Origin of the sequence: Draconibacterium sediminis, from assembly GCF_000949475.1 — a bacterium.
GTDB classification, from domain to species: domain Bacteria; phylum Bacteroidota; class Bacteroidia; order Bacteroidales; family Prolixibacteraceae; genus Draconibacterium; species Draconibacterium sediminis.
Genome location: NZ_JRHC01000006.1, coordinates 294,435 through 313,617, shown reverse-complemented (window position 1 = coordinate 313,617; position 19,183 = coordinate 294,435). Strand labels below are relative to the sequence as shown.

The 19,183-nt window shown below is 40.8% G+C and carries 16 protein-coding genes; 6 read left to right on the top strand and 10 right to left on the bottom strand.

The genetic code is table 11. The annotated features are described in order from the left end of the window. Nucleotides 1-353 precede the first annotated feature (353 nt). From rplS to LH29_RS20260, 5 genes are all read right to left on the bottom strand, one after another. Nucleotides 354-701, bottom strand: a complete 348-nt coding sequence (rplS, locus tag LH29_RS20280) for a 50S ribosomal protein L19 (RefSeq protein ID WP_045033113.1) — start codon at nucleotides 699-701, stop codon at nucleotides 354-356. A 162-nt stretch (nucleotides 702-863) separates the two neighbouring features. Continuing rightward, entirely contained in the window at nucleotides 864-2,552 is a 1,689-nt protein-coding gene (locus LH29_RS20275; RefSeq protein WP_045033111.1) for a dipeptidase, read from the bottom strand. A 76-nt stretch (nucleotides 2,553-2,628) separates the two neighbouring features. Beyond that, nucleotides 2,629-3,810: an aminotransferase class V-fold PLP-dependent enzyme gene (locus tag LH29_RS20270; protein ID WP_045033110.1), complete on the bottom strand. Its 1,182-nt coding sequence runs from the start codon at nucleotides 3,808-3,810 to the stop codon at nucleotides 2,629-2,631. A gap of 116 nt (nucleotides 3,811-3,926) precedes the next feature. After that, on the bottom strand, nucleotides 3,927-5,000 hold the full coding sequence (locus LH29_RS20265; RefSeq protein ID WP_045033235.1) for an anhydro-N-acetylmuramic acid kinase: 1,074 nt from the start codon (nucleotides 4,998-5,000) through the stop codon (nucleotides 3,927-3,929). A 17-nt stretch (nucleotides 5,001-5,017) separates the two neighbouring features. Continuing rightward, nucleotides 5,018-6,715: a M23 family metallopeptidase gene (locus LH29_RS20260; protein ID WP_045033109.1), complete on the bottom strand. Its 1,698-nt coding sequence runs from the start codon at nucleotides 6,713-6,715 to the stop codon at nucleotides 5,018-5,020. Between the two features lie 343 nt (nucleotides 6,716-7,058). Between LH29_RS20260 and LH29_RS20255 the strand changes: the two genes are divergently transcribed. From LH29_RS20255 to rny, 3 genes are all read left to right on the top strand, one after another. After that, entirely contained in the window at nucleotides 7,059-7,352 is a 294-nt protein-coding gene (locus tag LH29_RS20255) for a hypothetical protein (RefSeq protein ID WP_045033108.1), read from the top strand. A 4-nt stretch (nucleotides 7,353-7,356) separates the two neighbouring features. After that, nucleotides 7,357-7,659: a cell division protein ZapA gene (locus tag LH29_RS20250; protein ID WP_045033106.1), complete on the top strand. Its 303-nt coding sequence runs from the start codon at nucleotides 7,357-7,359 to the stop codon at nucleotides 7,657-7,659. 94 nt (nucleotides 7,660-7,753) lie between these two features. Further along, the gene (gene rny / locus LH29_RS20245; protein WP_045033105.1) at nucleotides 7,754-9,307 is read left to right on the top strand and encodes a ribonuclease Y; all 1,554 of its coding nucleotides are present in this window, start codon (nucleotides 7,754-7,756) and stop codon (nucleotides 9,305-9,307) included. Between the two features lie 76 nt (nucleotides 9,308-9,383). Here rny and LH29_RS20240 read toward each other — a convergent pair whose 3' ends face one another. Together LH29_RS20240 and LH29_RS20235 are read right to left on the bottom strand one after the other, a co-directional pair. Then, the gene (locus LH29_RS20240) at nucleotides 9,384-10,256 is read right to left on the bottom strand and encodes a transglutaminase family protein (protein WP_045033104.1); all 873 of its coding nucleotides are present in this window, start codon (nucleotides 10,254-10,256) and stop codon (nucleotides 9,384-9,386) included. Nucleotides 10,257-10,258: 2 nt separating this feature from the next. Beyond that, nucleotides 10,259-11,128 (bottom strand): nucleoside phosphorylase, encoded by an 870-nt coding sequence (locus LH29_RS20235; RefSeq protein WP_045033103.1) that lies wholly within the window; start codon nucleotides 11,126-11,128, stop codon nucleotides 10,259-10,261. Between the two features lie 244 nt (nucleotides 11,129-11,372). On the opposite strand from LH29_RS20235, the gene LH29_RS20230 reads away from it, so the two are divergent. Together LH29_RS20230 and LH29_RS20225 are read left to right on the top strand one after the other, a co-directional pair. Then, nucleotides 11,373-13,190, top strand: coding sequence for a hypothetical protein (locus LH29_RS20230; RefSeq protein ID WP_045033101.1), 1,818 nt, complete (start codon nucleotides 11,373-11,375; stop codon nucleotides 13,188-13,190). Beyond that, nucleotides 13,187-13,432, top strand: coding sequence for a PAS domain-containing protein (locus LH29_RS20225; protein WP_052671123.1), 246 nt, complete (start codon nucleotides 13,187-13,189; stop codon nucleotides 13,430-13,432). Before LH29_RS20230 ends, LH29_RS20225 begins: the two co-directional genes overlap by 4 nt. A gap of 121 nt (nucleotides 13,433-13,553) precedes the next feature. On the opposite strand, the gene LH29_RS20220 is transcribed toward LH29_RS20225, so the two are convergent. Next, complete coding sequence (locus tag LH29_RS20220) at nucleotides 13,554-15,842, bottom strand: patatin-like phospholipase family protein (RefSeq protein ID WP_045033100.1); 2,289 nt, start codon at nucleotides 15,840-15,842, stop codon at nucleotides 13,554-13,556. A gap of 297 nt (nucleotides 15,843-16,139) precedes the next feature. Between LH29_RS20220 and LH29_RS20215 the strand changes: the two genes are divergently transcribed. Then, nucleotides 16,140-17,519: a hypothetical protein gene (locus tag LH29_RS20215; protein WP_157493774.1), complete on the top strand. Its 1,380-nt coding sequence runs from the start codon at nucleotides 16,140-16,142 to the stop codon at nucleotides 17,517-17,519. Here the strand turns inward: LH29_RS20215 and LH29_RS20210 are convergent. Both LH29_RS20210 and LH29_RS20205 read right to left on the bottom strand, forming a co-directional pair. Further along, nucleotides 17,516-18,301 carry an MBL fold metallo-hydrolase gene (locus LH29_RS20210; RefSeq protein ID WP_045033234.1) on the bottom strand — a complete coding sequence of 262 codons (786 nt, stop codon included), beginning with the start codon at nucleotides 18,299-18,301 and terminating at the stop codon, nucleotides 17,516-17,518. The two genes, LH29_RS20215 and LH29_RS20210, sit on opposite strands and share 4 nt — an antisense overlap. A gap of 2 nt (nucleotides 18,302-18,303) precedes the next feature. Then, the gene (locus LH29_RS20205) at nucleotides 18,304-19,182 is read right to left on the bottom strand and encodes a 4Fe-4S binding protein (protein WP_045033098.1); all 879 of its coding nucleotides are present in this window, start codon (nucleotides 19,180-19,182) and stop codon (nucleotides 18,304-18,306) included. Between the last annotated feature and the right edge of the window lies 1 nt (nucleotide 19,183).

The window sequence follows — 19,183 nt, the reverse complement described above, 5'->3', positions numbered from 1 at the left end:
TACACTTTGAAGTTATGAATTTTTTGGGAGCTGCGGAACTCTCCGAATACTTGTCGGGAGTTTGTTTCTGCTCGTCGGGTGGCCCCGAATGCTTGTTTTCATCTACTTTCTGCTTGTCGGGAAATCCCGAAAGTCTGTTTTCAACTTTGGGGAAACTTTCCGGAGCTGCGGAAGTCTTGAAATAAACTTCAGACTAACTTTCCATGGTTGCGGAAACCTTATTTTAATTTTTAGGGAGAGTTTCCGCACGTGCGGACGGTATGTTTTGAGTTTGTCTGAGGCATTACGGGCGAGGGGAAAGCATAAAAAAAGGCCTCCTAAACGGAGACCTTTTCAATATTGCGATGCAATTTTTAGAATCTTTTTTCTTTGATACGGGCTTTTTTACCTGTTAAGTTACGCAAGTAGAAGATACGCTTACGACGAACGCTACCACGTTTATTTAACTCGATACTCTCGATGAAAGGAGAGCTGATTGGGAAGATACGCTCAACACCAATGTTTCCTGACATTTTACGGATAGTAAAAGTTCTGGTGTTGCCGCTTCCGCGTAACTGAATAACAACGCCACGGAATTTCTGAATCCTTTCTTTGTTACCCTCTTTAATTTTATAGCTAACAGTGATGGTATCACCTGCGCTGAATTTTGGGTGGTTTACTTCCACCTCAAATTCTTTCTCTACTAATTTAACTAAGTCCATTTTCTTAATTTTTAATAAGTTGGCAATGTATCACGATGATTATCGGGAAAGAGATTGCATTAAATCGGCTGCAAAAATAGTGTTTTTTTCAATTCCTCAAACACTTTTGCCCTTTATTTTCAATTATTTGCCTGGTTCCAGTTATTGAAACACACTTTTCTTTTAATGGCTGTTTCCTTTTACTTTAAAATGGTCGCCCGTAGCTTTAATTATTGCTTCGTACCACCAATCGGGGTATCCTGCAAAAATTGGCGATGCCGGCATACCTGTTTCGGTACGAACAAATTCGCCGTCACTTTCGCGTTTTATGTTGCCATCGGTGTATTTTACCACCAAATAATGATAGAGTTTTTTCCATTCTTTGGTCATATTTTCGGCTTCATTTCGCGAAAACTCGGTAATAAATTGTCTGGCCTGCTCTTCATTAACCGTGTTATACAGGTTTTCAGCTGCTTTATCAATTGACGGTACGTAGGTTACAAATTTATCTTCCAGTTGGCGCTGAACGATTTTTACATCTTTAATCATATCGCTGTAACGCAGGTAGGCGTAGTTGGCCACCTGGCTGAAAGTCCAGAATGCAGATGTTTCGCTGTAAGTAAGCAAATCGCCGTTGCCTACTGCAAAACACTCCGGTATTTCTGTAATACCGCAATACATAGGAACGTAGCAGGTTGAGTAGGTGTCGTCAACGCCGAACCACAGAATTCCACCAATTGGATCGGGCAACCAGTTGCGGCATTGTGCCACAAACGAAAAGCCGGTTTGCTGAGTCGAAATGGCGCGTTCGTTACAGTATTCAACCGAATCAACTTCCCATGTTAGTCCGCGCCAGCGGTAGGGCAGTCCGTACGGTCCGGCTCCCAAATCCTTTGTCATATCCAGTTCTGTTCCTTCGTAATGATCGCGCATCATGTCCATCACATCCTGAACGCTAAGTTGTTTATCGGGTTTTACCCACAAGGGCAAACGGTTGGTTGCATAATTGTTTTCGCCACCTTGCAGCACAATTCCTTTTGCATACTCGGTGTATTCTTCCATTCCGCCGGCCACTTTGTTAAAACCGGCCCAAACGCGCGCATCGCAAAAACGTGCGGCACCAAAATCAACTGGAGCATATACATCAGAAAAACTAAAATCTTTATTGGTGCCCATAAACCAGCCTTTTTCGCGGGCAAACGAAATTACATCTTTTGAATACAGGCAGTTTTTCGAGTCGTTTAAAGGAAAAGTTGTAATACGCGCCTGGTTGGCGTGTCCGCTTATATAACCATCGGGAATACGTTGTGCAACCCAAACAGCACCTTTTTCGCCCTGTCCTTTGCCAATCATCTCTAAAATCCAAACTTCTTCAGGATCGGCAATTGAAAATGATTCACCCGAGCTGTAATAACCATATTCTTCAACCAAACCGGTCATTACCTCGATGGCTTCGCGGGCAGTTTTGGCACGTTGAAGTGTTACATAAATCAAACTGCCGTAGTCCATAATTGCACCCGGCTGGCTCGATAATTCGCTGCGGCCGCCAAAAGTGGTTTCCGAAATGGCTAACTGAAACTCGTTCATATTGCCAATTACACTGTAGGTGTGTGCCGGTTGCGGAATTTCACCTAAATAAATACCGGTGTCCCATTCGTAAATCTTACGCATGGCACCTTCGGGGTGATCGGCTGCCGGCTGATAATATAATTCGCCGTAAAGCGTGTGCGAATCGGCCGCGTACGTGATCATCGTTGACCCGTCGATAGAAGCGCCTTTTGAAATTAAAAAATTGGTACAAGCATTCGATAGCTGCTGATTTAAAAGAATGAATGCCAGAACGAGCATTCCTATAACCCTAATCTTCCTCATTTTAAGTCTGTTTTATTTCAATCAATGGGGCAAAGATAATGAAATGAAAAAACTGGCTAATGATTTTTATTTCGTATTACAGGCAGCTTTTTATGCGGTTAAAAATTTCCTCAATATCGTTGTCCAAACCAACAGAAAACCGCACCAGTCCATCAGATAATCCCATTTCTTTCTGAACTTCAGCAGGAATTTCTGATGATGTGCTGTGTCCCGAGCAGCTAAACAGCGTACGGAAATAGCCCAGCGAAACGGCCAGGTAACCGATATTGGCCTGTTGCATTTTAAACATCACTTCGTTGGCGCGTTTTTCAGTTTCCAGGTCAATTGCCAGCATTCCGCCGTAACCGTATTGTTTGTTCATGAGTTGTGTGTGCAATTCATGTTGCGGATGGCTAGGCAGACCGGTGTATTTTATTGAAACGTCCATTTCTTCCAGTTTTTGAGCGATAAATAGGGCATTCTTGCTGTGCTGTTTTATACGCAGATGCAGTGTGTGCAGATTCTTCAGTATGCTCGACGAGCGTAAAGGATCGAGAACAGGACCCAGCAACATGGCCGTGCCGTCGTTTACATTCGACAGCTGAGAGATAAACTCGTTAGAACCGCAAATAGCACCGGCAACACAATCGTTTTTACCGTTTATAAATTTGGTCATGCTGTACACCACAAAATCGGCACCCAGTTCGGCCGGCGAAAATATCATGGGCGTAAAAGTATTGTCGACCATAATTTTTGCCTGGTGGTCGTGGGCAATTTTTGCCAACCCGGGAATATCAGAAACCTGAAGCAACGGATTGGTAACCATTTCGGTGTAAATGATTTTTGTATTGGGGCGCAAAGCATTTTTCACCTGTTCCAAATCGGTGATATCAACAAACGAAACCTCAATATTGTATTTCGGGAGCCAGTTTTTTAGAAAGGCATAGGTGCCGCCATAGGTGGTTACACTGGTTATTATGTGGTCGCCCGATTTGCAAAGTTGCAATATGGAACAGGTAATGGCAGCCATTCCTGATGATGTTATCCAGGCCGATTCGGTTCCTTCCATGGCTGCCAGTGCGTCGGCAAGGAATTTATTACTCGGATTCCAGTGGCGCGAGTATAAAAAACATCCTTCCATATGGCCGAGGAATGTTTCTTCCATGGTTTCGCCTTCCAGAAAAGTGTAAGTTGAAGAATCGGTTATCGATGGGTTTACGCCGCCAAATTCACCAAATTGCTGGATATCGAAAATTCTTTTTGCAGGATCTGAGTTCATATTCAAAGTTTTAGTTTGAGGGCAAGGTAGAGGGAATGAAAATACAAGAGAATGATTTTTGTCTGCAAATGAATTTCCCTGCTGTAGAATATCTTTTGTGTGGGGTTAAACCGAATTTAGGGCAAAAAGATCACACCGCCGCAACTGTCCTTTTGCGCCCCGGTTACCGATGACAGACAGTTTACCTGTTCTTTAAGACGAAGCACGCCCATAAATGCAAAAACGATAGCTTCTTTGTAATTGATCAAATCCGGTTCAGGAAGAATGATTTCGGTTGTGGTTAAGGCCTGCATCCGTTCAATTAAAAAGGAGTTGAATGCACCGCCGCCGGTTACCAGCATTTTTCCTTTACCCGACAAATCTTTTGTTATTTGCACGGCAATATGCTCGTAAATGGTGCGCATCTTGTCTTGCGTATTCAAATTTGTTTCATTCAGAATGGGGAGAAAATCAGCTTCGATCCATTCGCGTCCCAGCGATTTTGGAGGCTGCTGGTGATAGTAGGAGAGTGCATTTAATTTTTTCAGCAGCGTTTCATCAACTTTTCCTTTCCTGCCCAAATTGCCGTTTTTATCATAGGGCAAACCAAATTCTTCCGCCAGCGGGTTTAAAACAATGTTCACCGGGCAGTTGTCAAAAGCTAAACGAACGCCTTTTTCATCGTACGAAATATTCGCAAAACCACCCAGGTTAAGGCAGTAATCGTATTCCGAAAAAAGCAGGCTGTCGCCAATAGGTACAAGCGGTGCTCCCTGGCCACCGAGTACCACATCCCCGGTTCTGAAATCACAAATTGTAAGGCAATTGCTTTTTGTTGCAAGATGTGCTCCACTGCCAATTTGCAGGGTAAAACCATTTTCGGGTTGATGAAAAACAGTGTGGCCGTGCGATGCAATTAAATCAGCTGCGAATTTTGTTTTATTAATAAACCTGTTTGCTTGTTCGCTCAGGAATATCCCGTATTCTGCATTTATCCGGGTAAGTTCTGTTCCCGAAAGTGTATGTGCTTTTTCAAGGCGTTTTTTCCATTCAGGAGTGTACGAAATGGTTTCGGCTTCCTGCAATTTGAACGCCCATTTATTGTTGTGCTCCGTAAATTCAACAGCCGCAATGTCTAATCCGTCGAGTGAGGTGCCCGACATCATTCCAATGGCCTTAATCGTATTTTTACTTTCCCGGGAATTTTTCATCTTTTTCACAATTTTAATCACTTCCAAAATTGAGTTTCATAAACTGTATTGTTATTTCGATAGTCGGTAATTGTTAATTTGAAGGTATGGTTTTTTCCCATTTCAAATCGCTCCTTATCGAAATAATGAGTTATTGTTGCTGTTTTCGGATCGTATTCAAAAAGTGCCCATTTTTCGTCGAGCAAACCTTCAATGGTATTTATGCCGGCAAGGTCATCCTTGATTTTAAAACGAATCCGGTTCGCCTCAGTTAGTTTATTGTCGGCAATGCTTAAGGGCGTTATTTCCGGCGGAATGGTGTCAACCGTAACTGCATAAACGCCTAAATTAGTCGTTTCTGTTGTAACCCAGCCATTTTGGTAACGGCCACCGGCAGCGCTGAATTCACCCGTTACCGGGTGAACATAAGCCATAACTACTTTAGATTCCAGATGTGCAGGCAGGCTGTCGGTGCGAATGGTAATTGTTGCATTTTTGTGTAAGGGAACGGTATTGTTGTGGAGGAAATGATAATCGGAGAAAAAGGAGTCAGAAGCCTTTTCGGTGCGGTATTCAAAACGAAAATCGGAATACAAAGCACCTGCCGGGATCTCCAACCGAACCGAATCGTTTGCAAAACGATTAAAATGGTTATAGTCAAAAATTTCTCCTTTTATTGAATCTGGTTTAAGGCTTGCATTTTTACCCACAATTGTAAAGTCAATCAACGAGGTATTTCCGTATGTGTCCTGCAGTTCTATTTCAATTTTTCCGTTTTGCTCGTTCTTTGGAATTATGTGTCCTTCTAAACCGTTGTGCGTGTATATTGGGAGTTTGTTTCCCGGGTCGATCCATGTTTTTATATAACGGCGTTGTTCCGTTTTATACGCGCTGTATACAATATGACTGTTCAGATAACGCGTATCGTTAAACGAAAAACGGTTGAGGGTAAACGAGAACTGATCTTCGTTATTCAAAGACATCCGCAACAGGTTAATGCCGCACTTGTTGTAGGAATCGTTAAAATAGTCATTGGTTTGTATGGCAACACCAAGCTCTCCCCAAGCCGGAATGATTGGATTGTTTTTTAAGTGGTATTTGCCCTCGTAAAAAACCACGGGGTAACTTTTTGGCGTGCGCGAATAAGCCACATGCGAACTGTCGGAGAGCGGAACCAGCAACACTGAGAATATCTTTGGGGCAATATCATCTTTCACCGGAAATCCAAAATTCAAAGGGTTTAGTGGCTCTTCCGTTCTGGTATCACGAATTTCGAAATGCAGGTGTGGCCCGCCCGAACTTCCGCTGTTCCCGCTTTTGGCAATCTCTTCGTCCTGTTTAACCGGGAACAGATACGACGGAATTTGGAGGTCGACCCGAAAAGATTGTTTTTTGTATTGCTGATCTTTTACATACCTGGCAATTTCAAGACTAAAAGCTTTTAAATGCCCGTAAACCGAGGTGGTTCCGTTAGGATGATCGATATATAAAGCGTTGCCATAACCAGTTGGCGATACCACAATACGCGAAATGGTTCCATCGGCAACAGCATAAACCGGCAAGCCTGTTGTACCCTGTGTTTTTATATCGATGCCCGAATGAAAATGGTTGCTTCGCAGCTCTGCAAAACTTCCACTTAGCAGTAAGGGAATCTTCATCGGATCGGTGTAATAGCGTAGTTGCGCCATCCCAAACAAGGCCAAAAAAAGAAAAAGAGTTGTAAAAAATGTTCTCATCGTTGTTTAATCCGTATTATTTATCTCCACTTAGCAAACAGTTCAATGCGACAAAGTTTCGTTCCCATTTTCGATAGTCAAAAATGAACTCAACAAAGTCGGGATTAACCCGGAAAAACATGTTTATTGCTCGAATCAAATGAATTATCCGGCTTAATTGGAAGCACCAAATTTAATTAATTTATAACGGCTGCAAGTCTTGTTTTTAACTTTGTCCTGTAATCTTCATTCTTCATATGCAAACTACTAACATAGGTTTGTTAGCATAAAAAGAATGCAATCGATTTGATTTCCTTTTACAATCAGGAAAAAAAGTTAACTTTGTTCGCGAAATGCAGCTAAAATGACCGAAGAGGATCACTTGCTACTTAATGATTTAAAGCGCAATACACAGCAACTGTTCGAAAAATACAATGAATTGGAACAGAAAAATAAAATGCTGAGTGAACAGGTAGAGAACCTGAAGCAGGAAATTGAATTAATGGAGCATGAAAAGGTTGAATTAGGTCGGAGTTATGAGCAACTAAAAGTAGCCAACCGAATTTTATCTGAACGGGATGAAAACGGAGAAGCTAAACAGAGAATTGACTTTTTGATACGGGAGATTGATAAATGTATCGCATTACTAAACAGGTAATGTTTTGAAAGATAAAGACTTTAGAATACATATTAAGATTGATGGACGGGTTTACCCTCTAAACATCAATCGCGACGAGGAAGAGAGATACCGAAAAGCTGCAAAGATTGTTGAAGAAACGATTTCGTCATTTCGGAAGATGTTTCAGGATAACGACAATCAGGATATTTTGGCAATGACTGCATTTCAGGTGGCACTGCGTTACACCGAAGAGCAACAAAGCCGCGATTACTCTCAATTCGTTGATGATATAAAGGATATAAAGGATGATATTTCTGATTTTCTTAAGGAAAAGGAAAAGAAATAAAGTCTGAATACATAAATAATCAAAGCCCGTATTAGGCCGGTTCGAACGAGGACCAGGTTTATTACGGGTTTTTTAGTAACTAATTATTTGAAATATGGATATAATAATAGGAGTAGCCGCAGGGTTTATTGTGGGAGGCGCTTTAGCTTATCTGGTGTGGGATAAGGCCCTGAAGGCGAAAAAGAATCGGATTATCGGCGAAGGAAAAGCCGAGGCCGAAGTGATTAAAAAAGATAAAATATTGCAGGCCAAAGAAAAATTTCTGCAGTTAAAATCGGAACACGAAAAGTACATTAATGAAAGGACTTCGCAGTTAGCGAAGGAGGAGAACAAGTACAAACAACGTGAGACAACTTTAAATCAACGTCGCGATGAGTTAAATCGCAAAACAAAAGAATTTGAAACTACACGCCGGGAAGTGGAAGCTATTCGCGAGAATTTGAATACACAATTGCAGCGTGTTGAGCACAAAAGCGAAGAGCTTGATAAAGTACACAGACAACACCTTGAAAAACTGGAGCAAATTTCAGGACTTTCGGCTGATGATGCAAAAGAGCAGTTGGTAGAATCGTTACAGGAAGAAGCCAAAACAGAAGCCGTTGCATACATTAACGAAATAATGGAAGAGGCGAAACAGACTGCCAACAAGGAAGCTAAAAAGATCGTTGTAAAATCGATTCAACGTGTGGCTACCGAAACGGCTATTGAAAACGCTGTTACTATTTTCCACATTGAAAGTGACGAAATTAAAGGACGAATTATTGGTCGTGAAGGCCGAAACATTCGTGCACTTGAAGCAGCTACCGGTGTTGAAATTGTTGTTGACGATACTCCGGAAGCAATTGTGCTTTCAGCTTTCGATCCTGTACGACGCGAGATTGCCCGCCTGGCTTTGCACCAGCTGGTAACCGACGGACGTATTCACCCTGCACGTATTGAAGAAGTGGTGCAGAAAGTGAAAAAACAGGTTGACGAAGAAGTTATTGAAACCGGTAAACGTACTGCCATCGACCTCGGAATTCATGGTTTACACCCTGAATTGATTCGTTTGGTTGGTAAAATGAAATACCGTTCATCATACGGACAAAACCTGCTGCAGCACTCGCGTGAGGTAGCTAACCTATGTGCTACAATGGCATCGGAGCTGGGATTAAATCCTAAAAAAGCAAAACGCGCCGGATTGTTACACGATATTGGTAAAGTACCGGATGACGAGCCGGAATTGCCACACGCAGTACTGGGTATGAAGCTGGCCGAGAAATACAAAGAGAAACCGGATATTTGCAACGCCATCGGTGCTCACCACGACGAAGTGGAAATGCAATCATTATTTGCACCAATCGTTCAGGTTTGTGATGCTATTTCTGGTGCTCGTCCGGGTGCCCGTCGCGAGGTGGTTGAATCGTACATTAAACGATTGAAAGACCTTGAAGATTTGGCACTTTCTTATCCTGGAGTATTGAAGACATACGCTATTCAGGCGGGTAGAGAATTACGTGTAATTGTTGGTTCGGAGAAATTAACCGATCAGGATACCGAACAACTTTCATACGATATCTCGAAACGTATTCAGGATGAAATGACTTATCCGGGACAGATTAAGATTACTGTAATCCGGGAAACCCGTGCAGTAAGTTACGCGAAGTAAGAAGTTCAACTTCATAGATACAAAAAAAACTTCGACCATACGGTCGAAGTTTTTTTATGCCTAAAATTTGCTGTCCTTAAAACAAACTAAGCAATTGTTTTATTTTTTCTTCCTTTTCGGTATATCCAACCGCATTATATGCCTCAAGCATCGATTCTACCAAACGTTGTATAAATAAAACATCGGGTTTTGGCTCGGCATATTCTCTTATGGGCCGGTATTCGTTTCTTTTCAGGTGGTAGTCAATTTCTTTACGGCTGGTAATCGAGCCTTTATTCGAAGGGTTGATATAAAAAAGTACCTCGGTGTCGCGGGTTGATCCGTGTACTTTTTGTGCCAGTTCGGCATCAACAATGGCTACCAGCGGATTTTTAGGAAAATCAACCAGGAATGCCGGAAGCTCAATGACTCGGGCAATAATGGTATAAAAAATACTCATCGAAACCGGATTACCGCGTTTGGTGTCCAGTATCTGGTTTAAAAAGCAGTTTTGTGGCGAATTGGGATTACTTAAATTCACCGAATAACCATTCAAATTAAAAATAAAGTGGTTTAAGATGGTTGTCTTTTCAAGCAATGTCAGAGAATTATTCAGCTCCAGCCAGATCGATTTTCGCAGATTCTCGATCTTTAAGGTCAGGTTTAACGGATTTAAATCCGGGTACTGAAATTTATCAACTGCACAAAAACCTTCAAAAAGATCCTGAGTTCCCTGCACTTGATTGATCCAGTTTTTCAGCCCGCTAAAAGTTCTTTTAAACTGAAGACTTTGTATGATATTTTCAATGCGGTTCTGACTGTTCTCATCAAAACTTTGTTCCCACTTTTTCTCCAAAGCCGGAATAATCTCTTCATCTTCTTTTAGTAATTCCTGCTGAACCATCTGAAAAACGGTTACATCAGGATCATCAAGGAGGGTGATTAGTGCATCAAATTTTTCCTGGTTCATGCCTAATTACTTAAATTATCGAGTACTGCTTTAATTAGTTTTTTCATCTCATTGCGGTAGTTTTCGTTAGCGGTAAGCGTAACGCGGTTGGCAATAATTAAACATACCGTAAGTGCGTTGTGCCCCATTAGTTTCGACAAACCATATATGGCCGAACTTTCCATTTCGAAATTGGTAATCCGCAAATGTTTGTATGAAAATGTTTCAATCAGCTCATTCAGTTGAGGGAAAGCCAAAGGCAAACGCAATTCCCGGCCTTGCGGAGCATAAAAGCCCGGTGCCGAAATGGTAACACCTTTTTTAAAGCGCTCATCCGAAAATTTATCCAGTAGCTTTTGTCCGGCATCAACGGTGTAAGGAGCTGCCAGCGAATTGCTCCATTGGGTATGATTCCGAAAGGCCGCTTCAAACTCCATGTCGGAAACCTGCTCGCGGTTGGCGTAATAATTCAGCAAACCATCGAACCCAATCGATTTTTCAGAAACCACAAAGCTGTTTACCGGAAGATCAGTCTGTAATCCGCCCGATGTGCCTATACGAACAATATCAAGCGAGCTCAGTTCTTTTTTTACACTGCGTGTTTCCAGGTCAATATTTACCAGAGCATCCAGCTCATTCAATACAATATCAATATTATCGGTGCCAATTCCTGTTGAAATAACCGATATTTTCTCTTCCTTGTAAAATCCGGTAATCGTTTTAAATTCACGGTTTTGCACCGTAAAATCTATTTTGTCGAAAAAGCCGGCAATGGTATCAACGCGGGCAGGATCGCCAACAAGAATAATTTGCCTGCCAATGTTTTCAGGTTTTAAATGTAAATGGAATATACTTCCATCGCTATTTAAGATTAGTTCTGAGTGTTTAATCATTGTTTGCTTTTATAGTCCGACCAAATCTATTTAAAATAACGTTGAACACCAATGACGGTGCGGAAAACATATAAACAGCTAAGAACGAAGTTTCAGTTTTTATTGTGTGATTTTGTTAAAAACCCAACATATGTTAAATAGAAAGGTTAAATTTTGGAGAATTGCCCAGATTATTACGTTTTAATACTAAAAAACCCATTAAATTTTTATTTTTGATACAAATACGAATCTAATAGCAAACCAGATGTCATTTAAAATTTTTTCACTTCAACTTACAGGTAAGATCAAGTCGGTTGAGGTAATCGAGAAAAAGCGCAAACAATTAGCCGACGATTACGCTGAATTTTTAAAAACGCAAAATTCAGAAGAGCTGAAAGCATTTTTAGAGTTGGAAAAATATGTTACTTCCAGTGAATTTGCTGCAAGGAAGAAGGAGGTTGAAGGACATAGTTTTAAAGGAAGCGAAGAGGAAAAGCAATTAAAGGAATTTCAGCGTTTGCAAAAGGCTGCACGTATAAAGAACTATTTTAAAGTTGAAGGTTCTGCAGACCTGGTTCGGTATGAGAAAGAAAAAGAATCGCAGAAACTGGCAGATTTTTATGCGCTTGAAGAATACGTGAAAGACGGCGATTTTGAAAAAGATAAAAAGGAAATTAAAGGACAGGTTTTTAAAGGTTCGGCTGAAGAGAAGCATTTAAAGGAATTAAAGAAGCTTGAAAAATCGGCCGGAATTAAAGCGTATAATGAGCTGGAAGGTTCGGAAAAACTGAAACAACACAAGGCATTTGAAGCTTCAGATAAAATGAAGCAATATAAGGAGTTAAAAACGGCAGCTGTAAACGATAGCGAAAAGAAGAAGGAGTTTAATCGTTTGAGCAAGGATTCGGCAGTTGTAAACTATTTCAAGTTCGAGAAATCGAAAAACCTGAAGTTGTATCACGAAATCAGCGGAAGTCATAACCTGGTTCGCTACAAAGAATTAAAAGAGCAGGTAAACACCGAAGAATTTAAAAAGAAGGTTGCTTATTTAAAAGACAAGAAGAAATTTGAAAAAAGCGAAGCCTACAAAAAATACACGGATTATAAAAAACTGGCGGCTGATCCTGTAGTGACTTTTGTATTGAAATACGAAAAATCGAAACTTTACAAAAACTACCTTGATGTTAAAGAATCGTTTGATTTAAAGCGACATAATGAACTTAAAGAGTTGATTGAATCAGAAGGTTACAAAAAGAAAAAAGCGTGGTTGGAAGACAAAAAACGCTGGGATAAAACAGAAGATGCGCAGAAGTTGAACCAATACGAAACCGATAAGAAGAAACCGGAATTTGTAAAATACTTTAAATACAAAGACAGCAGTGAATTTGACTTTTTCAAAAACTGGGATGTAGTTTTTGAGGATTCGTTTGCCGATAAAAAACTGGATGACGCGAAATGGATGACCAGTTCGTTAACCGCTTCAAAAACATTGGGGCAAAACTATGCAATGCCGGGCGACTTAAGTGTTTTCACTAACGGTGCCAACATACAAACCGGTAATAAACTAAGTATTCAGGTTAAACGTGAAAACAAAGAAGGCATGGTTTGGCAAATGCCAGCCGGTTTTGTTCCTGCTGATTTCGACTATACGTCGGGAATGATCAGTTCGGGCGAGAATTTCCAGTTCGGGGATGGAATTGTTGAAGCAAAAATTTTCTTTAATCCCGTAAAACAGGTGGCCAGTTCATTTTACCTGGCCAATGGCAGCAACGTTCCGCGTGTTAACCTGGTTGAAATGGGCGCAAAAAATATTCTGGGAATTTACACCATGAACGGAAGCGGAAAAATAGCTTCAGAAGGATTGGAAATTAATAACCTGAAAAAGGGAGCTTATATCTTCTCGCTCGAAAAATCGGGAGCAACTTTCACCTGGAAAATTAATGAACAGGAAGTTTTACAGCTGAACAACAACGATTTAAATAAACCTTTGGAGTTAAATGCTTCAAGTCTTGTAATTGATAAATTACCCGGATCATCAGCCAGTTTCGATGTTGAATGGGTGAAATGCTGTCGTAAAAAATGATATTGAAAGGTAGCGACGTAAACTGGATGGACGCATTTGGTGGAGCCATTACTGTTTGCAATACAGAGGGTATTATTGTTTATATGAATGATTTTTCCATTCGGCAGTTTGAAAAGTATGGTGGCGAAAAATTGTTGGGTACAAACCTTCTGGATTGTCATCCCGAGCCATCGAAAACCAAACTTCGTGAAATGCTGGCAACACCAACCGAGAATACCTATACACAGAAAAGGACGGTGTAACAAAGGTAGTTACCCAAAAACCATGGATGGAAAACGGGAAATTCTGCGGGGTAGTGGAACTGTCGTTTGAACTTCCTTCAGCGATCGAAAATCATATTCGTAGTTAATTTGGCTACTTGTTTTACAAACCTCGTTTGTTAAATAAGATATATCCAAAATTCAGCGTAACATAAAGGTTGGTATTACTTTTTTCGTAGTAGTTGAACGACAGACTTACCGGTCCGATTCCGGTTTGATAAACCAATGCAGCCAATCCCTGCAGATAATAATTATTGATAAAATCGTCGCTTTTAACTGCCGTTAGGTCTGCTTGTTCCAACTCTTCATGAATAGGGCAAAAACCATAACCTTCAACACGAAGATGCCAGTCGGGCGAGAATTTGAATATGGCTTTTAATCCTCCGGCCAGGAAATTATTCGAATTAAATTCGTTTATAAACAGCGATTTACTGTGTGGTGTTGGCGAAAATCCCTGGGCTGAAAGTTTTGTCGACCGGTATGTTTGAAACAATTTTTTTGTACTTAAAAATGATTCGAGATGGGTACCCAACACAAATCTCTCTCCCAACGAAAAATAGCGTAAAGATTGGGCATGAAGTTGAAAATAATTATGATTTGAAAGTTGTGTTGCAGACTTTGCATTATTTCCTGCTATGTACTTTTCTTCGCCAATCACAAATCTACCGTCAATTACACGATGAGCGCCTTCTGTTGCATACTGCTTGTAATTCAGTGAGTTATTTTCGAATGCCAACTTCGAAACGAATGCGTTGAATTTTGAATTGTTGGGTGTACCTCCTTCGTCCGTTTCATCGGTTTGATAAAAATCATTACTTGCCGATGAATAGGCAATACCCGCATAAATTTTACTGTGCAGGCCCAGCGGTAATCCGGTTTCTAATCTGAAGTTGGTTTCATCTTTTATAATGAAAGGCGAGCGAACATCTTCGAAAATCAGCTCTGTACTCGACGAAAAATAATCCCAGCGATTAAAAGTTAAATACGACTCGAGGTAGAAGGGCAACGCCGTTGGATAATCAATGCGGCCACCCAACTTAAATGAACTGTAAAACCGCCCAAAATAGATGTTGGAATGAAGCGAGTAGGCTCTGCTGTTATAGCTTCTGAAATTTATTGCAGCAAAACCTTGGTTAATCGGCTTGGTAGAAATATTTCCACCAATACTCAAATCCAAACGTTTTTCGGGTTCTACTTTTAAATGCAGATCGAAATAACCCGTACCGGGATTGTAGCGCGTAATGGGTTGGATCGACTTTAGCTGTTCATCGGCAACCAATTTAAAATATTCGGTTTTTAATGCAGAAAGCGAGACAATGTTATTCCGGTGTTTTATACTTTGTATGATGAACTGTCGTTGCATGGGGTCGGTAACACCTTCAACCTGAATATTTTGAAAGTTGAGTTCAGGTTTTCGTGCATTAAAACTGTCGCGTTTTGACTGAACCACTTCTTTTGGAATACGACGTTGAATCAGTTGTTTTATACTATCTATTTGGGCCAGTGTAGTTTGTTCTCCGCGGGCCAGAACGGTATCTATTTTATGAAAATCGAGCAAACCAATATTGTCGAATTTAGTTTCCAGAAGAATTCCATCCGATGGTTTAATCTCAAAATTAGTAGGCCGCATCACCATGTTCGAAATTTGCCGCATAACATCATCGGCGTCGGCAGCTCTTACATCATCAGCCACCTTATGCCCGATAATAATATCCGGGTTAAAAATCTCTTTCATATGGTCGGTAGGGAAGTTATTCAGCAAACCACCGTCGAAGAGTAATTTCCCGTCAATCTCGATAGGTTTAAAATAAAGTGGAACCGTCATCGATGCCCGCATGGCATTGCCCAAATCTCCATTGCGTAAAACCAGTGGTTTACTATTGTTTACATCGGCGGCAATACAAAAGTAAGGTACCATCAGCTGGTTAAAATCATAGTTACAGGCCGCACTGGTTGCAGCCGTTAGTTCCATAAAGGCAAAATCCATTTGTTCACCCGGAATAATATTGGTTGGTGGCAGAATTTTTACTTTTTCATCTTTTTTTGCCACACGAAGTTGTACCCAGGTGGGGTCATCTTCCTGACGTTTAAAATAATAGCGGTATTCGCGTTGTATCTTTCCGGTCGACCAGAAATAAAAATCATCCGACTTAAAAAGTTCTTCCATTTCTTCGGTAGAATAACCTGCGGCATAAAGTCCACCAACAATTGCTCCAATTGAAGTTCCTGATATATAGTCGATTGGAATGTTGTTTTCTTCCAGAACCCGTATCACCCCAATATGCGCCATTCCTTTGGCGCCACCACCACTAAGCACAAGCCCAACCGACTGAGCATTGCCATGCAAAACGGCAAAAATAAATAACGGAATAACAAGGAGTGATCTAATCATTGGGTCAATTGTTTTCTGAACGCTATCAAAATTACTAAAAAAGGAGAGTATGTTAAATACGCTTATCAGTAAATCTTACTAAAAACTGATTAAATTCATTTGTATCATTTATACAGACAGAAAAATACAAGAAGAGGTTGCTTTCATGTATCATAATTTTCTAAACACTACTTTTATTGATAGTTTTGTTAAAGAGAGCAGTTTTAGTGCCTGATTTTAGTTTTATCTTCAGGGTAAAACAGCTTTAAAGTGTTTTGGATATACAATTGACAACAGGTTCGAATTAAAAGATAACGAGTGAAACGACTAATCACCATATATATTCTTGTTTGGCTTAGCTTTTTGGGTAGTGCACAGCTGGTAACCGAACCCGATTTTAGTTGGGGAAATTGCCACTATTACAATGCCAGTGTTGGAGATACCATAAAGTTTAAGGGGGAAGATATAGTTTTGCTTGGCATAAAGAACCACTACAACATATTGAGTATTGATAATGATACCATTGAAATTAAGGTAAGCCGGCGCAGTTTGCCGACGAGTTTAAATCGGGTGCGTGCTTTTGTTGCCGATAATCAAAATGTAAAAAAGCTGGCTTCCAATAAAGCGCCGCACGGATTATTAAAAAAGGACGCACTGATTTGTTTGTCGGATAACCAGGATTTGATGCTGGCTCCTGATTCGTTTAGTTTTCCGGTGAGTTATAACGATGGTTTTAATTGGAATATGAACGAAGATAACCATATGTTTTCGTTCCAGGGAAAAGCTTGCAACGGGGGCAATGATGAAGTGAAATCGAACGAGGGAATCGGAATTGCTTTAACCGATGCGCGGGGCATCGAAAAACACTGGTTGCTGGCCATTGAAGATAGTAAAGTTGTTTGGGTAGAAGAGCAAAAGGATGGACGCAATAGTAAAGAAGCGTGCATGCTTTTGCAAAGTAATTCAAATCCATCTGTTTTTTATGTGTACGATCGTTTATACGCCAACACTATTCAGGTAAAGGATGGACAGGATGTGAGAACCGGAGAGCTTTTAGGAACGGTATGGGGAGACGAAAAATGGGCTTATCTGCAACTGGCAGTGGTAAAAAGTGATACCATTCCTGATTACGAAAACCGGTATGCCAACTGCATAAATTTTTTCCCGCAGTTGTACGAGCTGTATTTTAAAAACACCTTTAATTTTACGAAATCGTTTACCCGGGGAAAAGTGGATTTTGCGCGGCCACCGCAAAGTAACGGCAACCGGAAAAACCTGCTTGCCTTTGAGGAATATGCCGGTATGGGATGGGATATGGGAGCCTGGAACACAACCGATAAAGTAATGTTTTGCACAAAGAGCGAACGAGGGAATGCCCGATTAAAGAAAGTGCTGTTCGGGGGCTCTGATGCGGAATGTCGGAATCCGAAAAATTATTTTGAATACGAAATTAATGTGCGAAACGGTGTTTACCGGGTGCGGGCACAGGTAGGAGATGTGGAACAGGATTCGTGGCAAAAAATTGAATACGAAGGTGTTGAAGCCTCTACCTACGACCTGGACGCAGGAGAGCTAAAATGGACATCGGAAAAAGTTATTAGAGTAAACGACCGGCGGTTAACGGTTCGTATATATGTTGATCCTGAAAATAGAAAAGTTGCCGGAATCAGCGAGATTGTATTTCAGCAAGCGTACTAAAATCTAAAGACCATTCCTGTTTTTACCTGCTCTGTTGTAAAACTTGAGTGAAATAATGCCAGGGCCGGAAGTGCTGTACAGTGCGATGGTAAAAGTTTCTCGACTTTACTTTTCTTAAAATATTCAACGGTTTTTAGCGATTGTTTGTCTTGTTCTTTCAAATGAAAACCGCCGATTACAGCTTTAATTTTATCAACTCCGGTAACCTTTTTCGCATGTTCACAAATATTACATATACCGGAATGTGAGCAGCCGGTAATCACTACCAACTCGTTATTTACTATGGTTGCCAAGGCAGAATCGTCAGGTATGAAATCATCAGAGCCATTTGCAAATTCAAAGCTGGTTGATTGGCTTTCAAAATCATTATTTCGTGGTATTTCGCCCAAAAAGAACAGGTTCCCGGTAAGTTGTAGCGAGTCTCTGCTTTCCATTAATGTAAACTGTTTTTCAATCTCATTTTTGGTTAGTTCCAATCCTACTATAGTGTGGTCTGTTTTTCGGTATCGTTTTGAAAAACTGTCCGGATGAGTTATCAGCGTTTTGTTTTTCAGGTATTTTAATCCGTTCCCATGGTCCCAGTGTCCGTGACTTAAAACAACTGTTTTTATTTCGTTTTCAATGTCAACTTTTAGCTTTTCAGCATTTTTCAAAAAAACATCAGAATGACCGGCATCGAATAGAATTTTTTCATTATTAATCTCAACGAGGTAGGAGAGTCCATGCTCTGCGAGAAATTGTCCTCTGGCTGTGTTATCTGTTAAAATAGAGACTGTTAACATGTTTAATGAATCGAATTCTTGCTGATCTTTTCCCAAATGGTTTTTAAATTTAAACTTATTGGATGATTCGGCGCATATTCAACCAACGATTTTTCGCTTAACATACACTCAACAAACATTTCAGAAAAAGGTATTTTTCCAACAAGCGGAATATTGTTGTCGATTAAATAGCGCGCAACAGTTGCCGTAAATTCAAGGTTTATGTCGTGTTTGTTAATGATGGCATAAATGGATACTTTAAAAGAATTAACCAGTTCCACAAGCCGTTTGGCATCGTGCAATCCTGAAACAGTTGGTTCTATCACCAGCAGAACGGCATTTGTTCCGGTTATAGATGAAATGGCAGTGCAGCCAATTCCCGGAGGCCCATCGTTTATTATAAATTGTGCTTTATTTTCCCTGGCCAGTTCTTTTGCCTTTTCTCGTATTCGTGTTACCAGTTTTCCTGAATTCTCTTCGCCGGGACCCATTTTTGCGTGTACCATCAATCCAAAACGTGTGTCGGAAATAAACCACTGGTTGTTCCGGTTTTGAGTAGTTTGAATGGTGCCGACCGGGCAAAGTCGTTCGCATAAAAGACAGCCTTCGCACTGATAGGGATTGATTTCAGGGAAACCATCGCTGTTGGTAAAGATGGCTTCGAACCGGCATGCTTCCAGGCAGGTTCCACAGTTTGTACACTCTTCCTGATTGATGAATGCCAGCGAACCGCTATCGAATGGATGCGTTTCTTTTATCTTTGGCTTTAAAATTAAATGCAAATCGGCAGCATCAACATCGTTGTCGCAAAATACAGCGTTTCGGGCGAGCGAAGCCAAGGCAGCAGCAATGCTGGTTTTACCGGCACCACCTTTTCCGCTAAGTATGGTAATTTCCTTCATT